This is a genomic window from Caulobacter sp. S45, assembly GCF_009765965.1.
GTDB lineage: Bacteria > Pseudomonadota > Alphaproteobacteria > Caulobacterales > Caulobacteraceae > CAHJWH01.
The window spans coordinates 2,588,075-2,600,288 of sequence record NZ_LMUL01000014.1 but is presented as its reverse complement, the minus strand read 5'-3'; the positions used below and the strand labels follow the sequence as shown (position 1 = coordinate 2,600,288).

Below are 12,214 nucleotides of genomic sequence, written 5' to 3'. Positions count from 1 at the left end.
CGGCTTAGGCGAGCTCGCGCCCGCTCAGGACCCCGGTGTCGCCAGCCCGCGATGGACCAGCATGGGTCCGATCTCGGGGTCCTTGCCGTAGAAGGCCCGGAACATCTCGCCATAGTCGCGGGTATGGCCGCGCGACAGGATCATGTCGCGCAGACGCTGGCCATTGGCGCGGGTCAGGCCGCCATGCTCGGTGAACCAGTGGTAGACGTCGTCATCCAGCATCTCGGTCCAGAGATAGGCATAGTAGCCCGCCGCATAGCCGTTGCCCCAGATGTGCTGGAAGTAGCTGGAGCGATAGCGGGTCGGCACGTTCGGGAAATCGGTGTGGGTCGTCTTCAACGCCATCGTCTCGAAGGCGTCCGCGTCCTGCGCCGGCTCGGACGCCGGCAGGCTATGCCACTGGATGTCCAGCTCGGCGGCGGCGATCAACTCGCCCAGGTGATAGCCCTGATCGAAGCCGGAAGCCGTCTTGATCTTGTCGACCAAGGCCTGCGGCATCGGCTCGCCCGTCTTGTAATGAATGGCGTAGTGTTGAAGCACCTTGGGATATAAGGCCCAGTTCTCGTTGAACTGTGAGGGGAACTCGACGAAATCGCGGGCCACGTGGGTGCCCGACAACGCCGGATAGGTCTCGTCGGCGAAGAAGCCGTGCAGGGCATGGCCGAATTCATGAAACATGGTGGTGACGTCTTCGAAGGTCAGCAGCGCCGGCTGGCCCGGCGCGGGCTTGGGGAAGTTCGCCACGTTGTAGATGACCGGCTTCTGGCCGAGCAGCCTGGACTGGCCGACGAAATTGCTCATCCAGGCGCCGCCCGACTTGTTGTCGCGTTTGAAGTAATCGAAGTACATCAGGCCCAACGCCGAGCCGTCCTTGTCGAACACCTGGAAGACGCGCACGTCCGGTTGATAGACCGGGATATCCTTGCGCTCCTTGAACGTCAGGCCGTACAGCTGGTTGGCCGCATAGAACACCCCGTTCTTCAACACGTTGTCGAGTTCGAAGTAGGGTTTGATCTGGTTCTCGTCGAGATCGTAGCGCGCCTTGCGGACCTGCTCGGCGTAGCGTTCCCAATCCCACGGCTTGAGCTGGAAGGACTGTCCGTCCTTGGCGATCATCGCCTGGATGGTCTCGGCGTCGGCACGGATACGGGCGTCCGTCGCAGGCGTGAGCTGGGCCATGAACCGCTCCACCGCCTCCGGCGTCTTGGCCATCTGGTCTTCCAGCGTATAGGCGGCGAAGTTCGGATAGCCGAGCAGCTTGGCCTTCTCCGCGCGGAGCTTGGCGATCGCGGCGATGGTGGTGCGGGTGTCGTTGGCGTCGCCCTTTTCGGTGCGGGTCCAAGACGCCTGGAACAGCGCCTCGCGCACGGTGCGGTCTTCCAGGTCCTGCAACGAAGGCTGCTGCGTGGTGTTCTGCAGCGGGACCACCCACCGGTCCTTCAGGCCGCGCCCGGCTGCGGCCTGGGCCGCGGCCGCGATCTCGCCCTCGCTGAGACCCGCGAGCTTGGACTTGTCGTCCACCACCAGCGCGCCGGCCTTGGTTCCCGCCAACAGCCTATGCCCGAACTCGGTCTGAAGAGTTGAGAGCGCCTTGTTCAGCTCACGCAGCCGGACCTTATCCGCGTCGGACAGCTTGGCGCCCGCGTGCACGAAATCCTTGTAGTAGATCTCGATGAGCTGCCTGCCCTCGGGATCGAGTTTCAGATGCTCGCGTCGGTCATAGATGGCTTGCACCCGGGCGAACAGTTTTGGATTCAGGTAGATGGCGTCGTGGTGGGCGGCCTGCCGGGGCCCCTCGACGGTCTGGACCTTCTGCAGCGCCGGATTGGTGTTGGCCTGGGTCAGGGCGCCGAAGACGCTGCGCACCCGGTTCAGCATCTGGCCGGACTTCTCCATCGCCACGATGGTGTTCTCGAAGGTGGGCGGCGCGGGGTTGTCGGCGATCTTTTCGACCTCGGCCATCTGGCGGGCCATGCCCCCCTCCAACGCCGGCTGGAAGTCCTCATCCTTGATCTGGTCGAACCGGGGCGCCTCGAACGGCAGGGTGCTCGGTGATGAGAACGGGTCTTCGGCCGCACCGGCCCGGACAGCGAAGGCGGAACAGATCGCCAGGGTCGAGATGGCGGCGGTCAGACGAAGCGCACGAACCGATTTCATCGAGAGGCGTTTCCCAGGATCACGGCCATCCGTCCGATGCGGACAGCTCCAGTCCTTGGCGCTTAAGCACGCCGAACCGTCATGGACAAGGCCCCGAGCATGTGGGCGTCGGATCGTCGCCCGCTACCGCCAAGGGCAGCGATGCGACCAAGGCGCCACCCAAGCGTTCCCTATCCGACAATAGGAGATCACGATGACCGACCTCGCTCGAATTCACCCCCACATGGAGATCATCGGTGCGGACGGCGTCCACGTCGGTACTGTGGATCATGTCGATAACGGTCGCCTGAAGCTGACCAAGAAGGATTCCAGCGACAACCGTCATCATTTCATCGATGGCGGCCTGGTCGCGGACATCGAAGGCGGGAAGGTCCGCCTCTCGGCCAATGCCGACGTAGCCGTCACCTTGGAGGACGGAGACGCTGAAGAGGCCGCCGCAGCCGCCAGCGACCGCCTGGACCACGAGCTCGAAGAGACCTTTCCGGCCAGCGACCCCGTCTCAGCAAAGCACATCACATAAACGGATCAGAGCGCTGCGTTTAAACGCCGAAAGCCCCCAGTGTGAGCTGGGGGCTTTTGGCGTATTGGGGTGATTGGAGCTTGGGTGCGGGGACAGGATTTGAACCTGTGACCTTCAGGTTATGAGCCTGACGAGCTACCGGACTGCTCCACCCCGCGACAAGCTCTTCGTGGCATTGTGTATGAAGGGTTTTGATCTCAGCTATGGTGGTTAGCGGAACATCCAACTTGCGGACCTGGCGGCGACCTACTCTCCCGCGCCTTAAGACGAAGTACCATTGGCCCTGGGGGACTTAACGACCGAGTTCGGAATGGGATCGGGTGGGGACCCCCCGGTATAGCCACCAGGTCGGCAAGTTGGATGATGAAGACATCGATTTTGGAATATACGGGTCCAATGCGGCGGCTTCGTCGCCGCGCATGGGCTTAGTTGAGATAACGATCAAGCCGATCGAGCTATTAGTACCAGTAAGCTTCATGGGTCGCCCCACTTCCACACCTGGCCTATCAACGTGGTGGTCTACCACGGCTCTCAGCGAAGCCTTGTTTCGAGGTGGGTTTCCCGCTTAGATGCTTTCAGCGGTTATCCCTTCCATACTTAGCTACCCTGCTGCGCGGCTGGCGCCACGACAGGTCCACCAGAGGTATGTCCATCCCGGTCCTCTCGTACTAGGGACAGATCCTCTCAAGCTTCGTACACCCACGGCAGATAGGGACCAAACTGTCTCACGACGTTCTGAACCCAGCTCACGTACCACTTTAATCGGCGAACAGCCGAACCCTTGGGACCTGCTCCAGCCCCAGGATGTGATGAGCCGACATCGAGGTGCCAAACTTTGCCGTCGATATGGACTCTTGGGCAAAATCAGCCTGTTATCCCTAGAGTACCTTTTATCCGTTGAGCGATGGCCCTTCCACGCAGGACCACCGGATCACTATGGCCGACTTTCGTCTCTGCTCGACTTGTCAGTCTCGCAGTCAGGCAGGCTTATGCCATTGCACTCGTCGAGCGATTTCCGACCGCTCTGAGCCTACCATCGCGCGCCTCCGTTACACTTTGGGAGGCGACCGCCCCAGTCAAACTGCCCGCCACGTCATGTCCCGGACCCGGATAACGGGCCGCGGTTAGACGTCAGCGACAACAAGGGTGGTATTTCAAGGTTGGCTCCACCGGAACTGGCGCCCCGGTTTCATAGCCTCCCACCTATCCTACACATGTCGTCGCTAACGCCAAGGCGAAGCTGCAGTAAAGGTTCATAGGGTCTTTCCGTCTGACCGCGGGAACCCCGCATCTTCACGGGGAATTCAATTTCGCTGAGCCTATGCTGGAGACAGTGGGGAAGTCGTTACGCCATTCGTGCAGGTCGGAACTTACCCGACAAGGAATTTCGCTACCTTAGGACCGTTATAGTTACGGCCGCCGTTTACCGGGGCTTCAATTCGGAGCTTGCACCCCTCCTTTTAACCTTCCGGCACCGGGCAGGCGTCAGACCCTATACGTCGCCTTACGGCTTCGCAGAGCCCTGTGTTTTTGATAAACAGTCGCTACCCCCTGGCCTGTGCCACTCTACAATGCTTGCGCATAGCAGAGTCACGCTTATCCCGAAGTTACGCGTGCAATTTGCCGAGTTCCTTCAGCATAGTTCTCTCAAGCGCCTTGGTATACTCTACCAGTCCACCTGTGTCGGTTTAGGGTACGGTCTCCGTTGGAGTTATTTCCAGGGACGCCTTCGCTGCCCGCCCAATCCAATAAGGTTGGACAACATACGGCATCCGTCACTTCCAACTGGCCCAGGAATATTGACCTGGTTCCCATCGACTACGCCTTTCGGCCTTGCCTTAGGGGCCGGCTAACCCTGCGCAGATTAGCTTTACGCAGGAACCCTTGGACTTTCGGCGAGAGGGTCTCTCACCCTCTTTGTCGCTACTCATGTCAGCATTCTCACTTCCCATACCTCCACCAACCCTCGCGGCTTGGCTTCACAGGCTTAGGGAACGCTCCGCTACCACTCTTTCGAGTCCATAGCTTCGGTGCACGGCTTGAGCCCCGTTACATTTTCCGCGCAGGATCGCTTGACCAGTGAGCTGTTACGCTTTCTTTAAATGATGGCTGCTTCTAAGCCAACATCCTGGTTGTCAATGCAATCCCACATCGTTTCCCACTTAGCCGTGACTTGGGGACCTTAGCTGATGGTTAGGGTTGTTTCCCTTTTCACAACGGACGTTAGCACCCGCTGTGTGTCTGCCGGATAGTTCTTTCGGGTATTCGGAGTTTGGTTAGAATTGGTACAACTCGCGTCGCCCGCATCCATCCAGTGCTCTACCCCCCGAAGAATACATCCGACGCTCTACCTAAATAGATTTCGCGGAGAACCAGCTATCTCCAGGTTTGATTGGCCTTTCACCCCTAGCCACAAGTCATCCCAAACTTTTTCAACAGTTACGGGTTCGGTCCTCCAGTAAGTGTTACCTTACCTTCAACCTGCTCATGGCTAGATCACCTGGTTTCGGGTCGTCATGCGTCGTACTCAGTCGCCCTATTCAGACTCGCTTTCGCTGCGCCTACACCTAACGGCTTAAGCTTGCATGACACATGAAGTCGCTGACCCATTATACAAAAGGTACGCCGTCACACCGCTTGGGTGCTCCGACTGCTTGTAGGCTTCCGATTTCAGGTACTATTTCACTCCCCTTGTCGGGGTGCTTTTCACCTTTCCCTCACGGTACTTGTTCACTATCGGTCATTGAGGAGTACTTAGGCTTGGAGGGTGGTCCCCCCATGTTCAGACAGGATTTCACGTGTCCCGCCCTACTCGAGTCTCATCCTATTTAACGTCTACGGGGCTATCACCCACTATGGCCGGCCTTTCCAAGCCGTTCGACTTTATTTCAGATGAGCACTGGCCTGGTCCCTGTTCGCTCGCCACTACTGAGGGAGTCTCGGTTGATGTCCTTTCCTCCGGGTACTGAGATGTTTCAGTTCCCCGGGTTTGCTTGTTGGAGCCTATGTATTCAGCCCAACATACCTTTTAACAACCTACCAATCGGGTCACTCGCCTAAGCAAGTAACAAGTTGGCAGGCCGTAAAGGTGGGTTTCCCCATTCGGAAATTTGCGGATCAAAGGGTGCTCGCGCCTCCCCGCAACTTATCGCAGCGTGCCACGTCCTTCATAGCCTCTCAATGCCAAGGCATCCGTCGGAAGCCCTTATTTGCTTGATCGTTCTCAGCAAAACCCATGCGCGGGGAAGAAGCCGCCCCGGTAAACCGGGATAGCCGTCTTCGCAGCGCCTGGACTGTATATTCTGTCAGACGATGTCTTCATTAGATCGGTCCTTAAAGCTCTGGAGAAGCCGGACAAACCCTTCATTCACGATGTCATCTTGCGTCGCCCAAAGGCGGCGTAAGAAACTTGTTTCGCTTGCGATCGCGCTTTCAGCGCTCGATATCCCATCGGATGGACGTGGTGGAGCCAGACGGGTTCGAACCGACGACCTCATGCTTGCAAAGCACGCGCTCTACCAACTGAGCTATGGCCCCCTTCAGCGCCACCGCCCAAGCTCGTGAGCTTGTCGTTCAAATCCGTCGCTTGGCCCGGCAGGCCGGCCGCCCGGGTGACACACAGTGTGTGGTGGGCCCAGGCAGACTCGAACTGCCGACCTCACGCTTATCAGGCGTGTGCTCTAACCAACTGAGCTACAGGCCCGGGATAGCGCTCCGCCTCTTGCAGCTGGAGCCATACGACTCCTCAAGCCCGCAAAGGCGCGCGATCGCATTCCCAACCTCACAGCCCGAACGGTTGTCCAGGGCGGCTGGGAATGTGCGGAAAGAGAAACGGAGACGGCGGCGTCCCGCACCTGTTTAGGTGTCTGTGACGAACCAGTAGGCCGTGAGACCATAGAGGTTCATCCTTAGAAAGGAGGTGATCCAGCCGCAGGTTCCCCTACGGCTACCTTGTTACGACTTCACCCCAGTCGCTGACCCTACCGTGGCCTGCTGCCTCCTTGCGGTTAGCACACAGTCTTCGGGTAAAGCCAACTCCCATGGTGTGACGGGCGGTGTGTACAAGGCCCGGGAACGTATTCACCGCGGCATGCTGATCCGCGATTACTAGCGATTCCGACTTCATGCACTCGAGTTGCAGAGTGCAATCCGAACTGAGACGACTTTTAAGGATTGGCTCACCATCGCTGGGTTGCAGCCCTCTGTAGTCGCCATTGTAGCACGTGTGTAGCCCACCCCGTAAGGGCCATGAGGACTTGACGTCATCCCCACCTTCCTCCGGCTTACCACCGGCGGTCCCTTTAGAGTGCCCAACTAAATGATGGCAACTAAAGGCGAGGGTTGCGCTCGTTGCGGGACTTAACCCAACATCTCACGACACGAGCTGACGACAGCCATGCAGCACCTGTGTCCTAGTCCCCGAAGGGAAAGCTGCATCTCTGCAGCGGTCCAGGCATGTCAAAAGGTGGTAAGGTTCTGCGCGTTGCTTCGAATTAAACCACATGCTCCACCGCTTGTGCGGGCCCCCGTCAATTCCTTTGAGTTTTAATCTTGCGACCGTACTCCCCAGGCGGAGTGCTTAATGCGTTAGCTGCGTCACCGAACGGCATGCCGCCCGACAACTAGCACTCATCGTTTACGGCGTGGACTACCAGGGTATCTAATCCTGTTTGCTCCCCACGCTTTCGCGCCTCAGCGTCAGTAATGGGCCAGTGAGTCGCCTTCGCCACTGGTGTTCTTCCGAATATCTACGAATTTCACCTCTACACTCGGAGTTCCACTCACCTCTCCCATACTCAAGACAGCCAGTATTGAAGGCAATTCCGAGGTTGAGCCCCGGGCTTTCACCCCCAACTTAACTGTCCGCCTACGCGCCCTTTACGCCCAGTAATTCCGAGCAACGCTAGCCCCCTTCGTATTACCGCGGCTGCTGGCACGAAGTTAGCCGGGGCTTCTTCTGCGGGTACCGTCATTATCGTCCCCGCTGAAAGGATTTTACAATCCTAAGACCTTCATCATCCACGCGGCATGGCTGCGTCAGGCTTTCGCCCATTGCGCAAGATTCCCCACTGCTGCCTCCCGTAGGAGTTTGGGCCGTGTCTCAGTCCCAATGTGGCTGGCCATCCTCTCAGACCAGCTACTGATCGTAGCCTTGGTGAGCCTTTACCTCACCAACTAGCTAATCAGACGCGGGCCGCTCTAAAGGCGATAAATCTTTCCCCCGAAGGGCACATCCGGTATTAGCACAAGTTTCCCTGTGTTGTTCCGAACCTAAAGGCACGTTCCCACGTGTTACTCACCCGTCCGCCACTAACCCCGAAGGGTCCGTTCGACTTGCATGTGTTAAGCCTGCCGCCAGCGTTCGCTCTGAGCCAGGATCAAACTCTCAGGTTGAGTTGACCGCTAACCTAAGCATCACAGTCCGAAGACCGTTTGGCGTAGTTATGCGTATTTCTTGACGAGTTCCCAATTCCCACGAACAACCAAGCCTAAGCCCAGCCATCCACGGTGCATGGTATCAAGAGACCACATTCGTCAGCGTCCATTTTTGATAAGCTCGAAGCTTATCGCCAGAACGCCGCCGCCTGCGTTTCTCTTTCCATTCAACAATGTCAAAGACCCGAGACCGAAATGACTTCCCTACCCCAAAGCCTATGGCCCGGAGCATGAAAGCGTTTCGATCCGTATGAACGAGCGCCCTATTAGGGGAACCCGATCGAGGCCGCTCCGTTGGGTGGATGTAATCCGTCCCGAAGGCGTGGTCTCTGGCGGCGGAGGCCTTGGCCCCCCGACGCCGGGAGCGGGTAGATAGGGCGGGAGCCGCATTAGATCAACACTTTTTTTTGCGACCGGCCCGGATTATGTGACTCAACCCTCTCGCCGCCTGGAAAGGCTTAGAACTCCGGAGCTTCCGCCGGTGCATGCGCAAGGGCTGTAGCCGGCGGAGCGCCTAGGCGCGTCAAGCTGAATACGACGCCTACGGCGGCCACCACGGCGGCGCAGACGAGCGCGATATGGCTTGCATGGATCGTGGCCACCCGGAACAGGAAGGCCACGCCCAAGGCGCCCGTGGTCTGGCCGATCAGGCGCGAGATCGCCAGCATCCCTCCCGCCGCCCCTGCCCGCTCCCGCGGCGCGGCCGTGAGCAGGGTCCGGTTGTTGGGAGCCTGGAACAGGCCGAAGCCGGCGCCGCACACCGCCATCTTCCAGGCCAGGTCGAGATCGCTGGCGGTCGCGGGCGTCATGGCCAGCAGGGCCAAGCCCACAGCCATCAGCGTCATGCCGGCCCCGCCTATGATCGCCGCTGGCCAGCGGTCCGCCAGCCTGCCGGCGATCGGAGCTGCGATCCCCACCCCGATCGGCCAGGGGGTCATGAGCAGTCCGGTCTGGACCGCGCTGCGATGGAGAAACCCCTCGAGCAGGAAGGGCAGCGACAGATAGGCCAGCATCTGGGCGGAGAAGGAGGCGATGGAGGTCGCCACCGACAAGGCGAAGATGGGGATGCGCATCAGGTCGATGGGGACCAGCGGCCGGGCGAACTTCAGCTCCCGGCGGATCAGGAAGGCGCCCGCCGCGAGGCCCACGCCCAGCTCGGCCGCCGCCAGCAGTGGGCTGCGTCCCCGACTGAACTCGTCCACGCCGATGACGATCAGGAACATAGCCGCCGCATTGAACGCGGTGCTGACCCAGTCGAACGCCTTGTCGACGCGAGGGGTCTCCGGCAGGGCGCGGTTGGCGATCAAGGCGGCGACGATCCCGATCGGGACGTTGACGGCGAACAGGCCCTCCCAGGTGCCCACGGCGAGGATGGCGGAGGTGACCGTGGGCCCGATGGCGGACGCCACCGCCACGATCAGCGCATTCAATCCCACGCCTCGCCCCAGCAGCCGGTGAGGATAGGTGAAGCGCACCAAGGCGCCGTTGACGCTCATGATCCCGGCGGCGCCCAGCCCCTGCACCACCCGCGCCAGGATCAGTTCCGGCAGGGTGTGCGACATCGCACAGCCGAGCGAGGCCAGGGTGAACAGGCAAAGCCCGCCCTGGTAGATGCGCCGATACCCTACGATCTCGCCCAGCGACGCCAGCGGCAGCAGGGTGACGACGATGGCCAGCTGGTAGGCGTTGACGATCCAGATCGCCTCGGCCGGCGTGGTGTGCAGCGCGTGGGTGATGGTGGGAAGGGCGACGTTGGCGATGGCGGAGTCCAGCACGGACATGCCGAGCGCGAGCCCGATCACGGTCATGGCCCAATAGCGCCGGGGCGTCGGCAGACCGTCGGGATAGGGCGTCAGGGCGATGCTCCTTCTAAAGCGCAGGTCGCACAGCCTAGAGCGCCATGATTCCACTTTTAAGTGCTGTCCCCCTTGATGCGCGACGAGGCCTATTCCGCAGGCATCGGCCGCACCGCCGCGCCGCCCAGCCCGCGCGGAATGCGCCGCCGCCCAGGCTGACGCAGCCGGTCGAGGTAGAGATAGACCACCGGCGTAGTGAGCAGGGTCAGGAGCTGGCTGGCGATCAGGCCCCCGATGATGGTCACGCCCAGGGGTCTGCGAATTTCCCCGCCTTCGCCCAGGCCCATGGCCAGGGGCGCCGCGCCCATGATGGCGGCGCAGGTGGTCATCAGGATCGGGCGGAAGCGCAGCATGCAGGCCTGATAGATCGCGTCGCGCGACGACAACCCCTGCTCCCGCTCCGCCACCAGGGCGAAGTCGATGATCATGATCGCGTTCTTCTTGACGATGCCGATCAGCAGGATGATGCCGATCATGGCGATGATCGAGAAGTCGATATGGCAGATCAACAGCGCCAGGACCGCGCCGACCCCCGCCGACGGCAGGGTGGACAGCACCGTCAAGGGATGGACGAAGCTTTCATAGAGCACGCCCAGCACGATGTAGACCGACAGCAGCGCCGCCAGGATCAGGATCGGTTCGCTGGACAGCGACTGCTGGAATATCTTGCCGGTCCCCTGGAAACCGCTGACCACGGTGTTGGGCATGCCGATCTTTTCGATCGCCTCCTGCATGTCGCGCTGGGCGTCGCTGAGGGAGCGCCCCGGCGCCAGGTTGAACGAGAGGGTGGCGGCGGCCGCACCGCCCTGGTGGTTGACCGCCAAGGGCGTGTTGCCGAGCGCCCAATGGGCGATGGCGGAAAGCGGCGTCATCGTCTCCGCCGCGGTCGAGATCGCGACGCCCGTCGCAGTGGTCACCGCGCCGCCGGTCGAGGTGCGCGGGATGCCTGCGCCTGCAAGCGTGGTCGAGACCGCGGTTCCCGTCGAGGTGGGAGACGATGAAGCGCTCGCGCTGGTGCTGGACGGGGCTGTGGGACTGAAGGTGAGCGGGGAGCCGGCCACGCTGGCGGAGACGCTGGTCGCTCCCGAGCCGGATACGGTCGCGACATCCACGGAGCTGGACGCCTGGCCGCCGCCCGGACTGCTGGAAACGCCCGAAACCGCGCCCACGATCGGGGTGGGTTGGGAGATCGAAGAGCTCGCCTGAACAGCGGCGCCACCGCCGCCGCTCGCGCTTGTCGCCGGGGACGTGGATGTCGAAGCAGCCGCACCGCTGGGAGGTGGTGTGACGTAGATGTCCTTCAACGCCTCGGGGTCCTGCTGGTAGCGCTGCGCCACCTCCATGACCACGCGGTATTGGTTCAGCGGTTTGTAGATGATGGAGGCCGGCGCCTGGCCGAAGGCGTCGTTCAGGGTGGTGTCGATCTGCGCCGAGGTGACGCCCAGCCTGGAGGCGGTGTCGCGGTCGATGGTGATGTAGCTTTCCAGCGCGTGGTACTGTTGGTCGGTGTTGACCTCGGTCAGGTCGGGATAGGTCTGCAGCGCCCGCATCAGCTTGTCGGACCAGGTCTTCAGCAGCTCGCTGCTGTCGCTCTGCAGGGTGTACTGGTACTGGGCGTTCCCACCCCTGCCCCCGGTCGGGATATCCTGGTTGGACTGCAGGAACAGTTGAGCGCCCGACACCCCCATCGTGCGCGGACTCAGACGATGGATCACATCGTCGGCGCTGACCCCGGGACGCTGTTTACGCGGCTTGAGCGTCACCCACATGCCGCCGCCGGAAGCTTGGACAAAGCTGGTCACCGTCTGCACGCCGGGATCGCTCATCACGATCTGCTCCAGGTGGCGCACCTTGGCCGCCGTCAGGGAGAACGACGAGGCCTGATCGACCTGGATGCCGCCGGTCAGGGCGCCCGTATCCTGCTGCGGGAACAGGCCCTTGGGCACGACGCCGTAGAGGTAGAAGTTCAGCACGATGGTGGCGATCAGCGACAGCACCACGACCAAGCTGTGGTCCAGCGCCCAGGCCAGGGAGACCGCGTAGGCTCCGTGGACCCGATTGAACCCCCATTCGAAACCGTCGCCCACCGCGCCCCAGGTCTTGCGCCATAGGGAGCGCCGCAGCGCGTGCTTGTCCTCGCCAGGATGCTCGTCGATCAGGCGCGCGGCCATCATCGGAATCGTGGTCAGCGAGACCAGCAGGGAGATGCCGATGGCCACCGCCAGGGTCACCGCGAACTCGCGGA

General features: G+C 61.2%; 4 protein-coding genes, 3 tRNA genes and 3 rRNA genes. 1 reads left to right on the top strand and 9 read right to left on the bottom strand.

The window, feature by feature from the left end; translation table 11 throughout:
* Nucleotides 1-24 precede the first annotated feature (24 nt).
* A complete protein-coding gene (dcp, locus tag GSQ87_RS19110; RefSeq protein WP_158917181.1) occupies nt 25-2,157 on the bottom strand; it encodes a peptidyl-dipeptidase Dcp in 2,133 nt (710 codons plus the stop codon).
* Nucleotides 2,158-2,350: 193 nt separating this feature from the next.
* Between dcp and GSQ87_RS19105 the strand changes: the two genes are divergently transcribed.
* Entirely contained in the window at nt 2,351-2,677 is a 327-nt protein-coding gene (locus GSQ87_RS19105) for a DUF2171 domain-containing protein (protein ID WP_158917179.1), read from the top strand.
* 81 nt (nt 2,678-2,758) lie between these two features.
* Here GSQ87_RS19105 and GSQ87_RS19100 read toward each other — a convergent pair.
* The 8 genes from GSQ87_RS19100 to GSQ87_RS22570 all read right to left on the bottom strand — a co-directional run.
* A tRNA-Met gene (locus GSQ87_RS19100) sits at nt 2,759-2,835 on the bottom strand.
* A 75-nt stretch (nt 2,836-2,910) separates the two neighbouring features.
* A 5S ribosomal RNA gene (rrf, locus tag GSQ87_RS19095) occupies nt 2,911-3,025 on the bottom strand.
* 89 nt (nt 3,026-3,114) lie between these two features.
* Nucleotides 3,115-5,896: ribosomal RNA gene (locus tag GSQ87_RS19090) — 23S ribosomal RNA — on the bottom strand.
* Nucleotides 5,897-6,138: 242 nt separating this feature from the next.
* A tRNA-Ala gene (locus GSQ87_RS19085) sits at nt 6,139-6,214 on the bottom strand.
* A gap of 89 nt (nt 6,215-6,303) precedes the next feature.
* A tRNA-Ile gene (locus GSQ87_RS19080) sits at nt 6,304-6,380 on the bottom strand.
* Between the two features lie 209 nt (nt 6,381-6,589).
* Nucleotides 6,590-8,071: ribosomal RNA gene (locus GSQ87_RS19075) — 16S ribosomal RNA — on the bottom strand.
* Together the 16S, 23S and 5S rRNA genes with 3 tRNA genes alongside form the textbook arrangement of a ribosomal RNA operon.
* A 500-nt stretch (nt 8,072-8,571) precedes the next feature.
* Complete coding sequence (locus GSQ87_RS19070; RefSeq protein WP_216839399.1) at nt 8,572-10,023, bottom strand: MFS transporter; 1,452 nt, start codon at nt 10,021-10,023, stop codon at nt 8,572-8,574.
* A 35-nt stretch (nt 10,024-10,058) separates the two neighbouring features.
* The coding region (locus GSQ87_RS22570) for an efflux RND transporter permease subunit (protein WP_216839397.1) at nt 10,059-12,214 on the bottom strand (2,156 nt) is incomplete at its 5' end.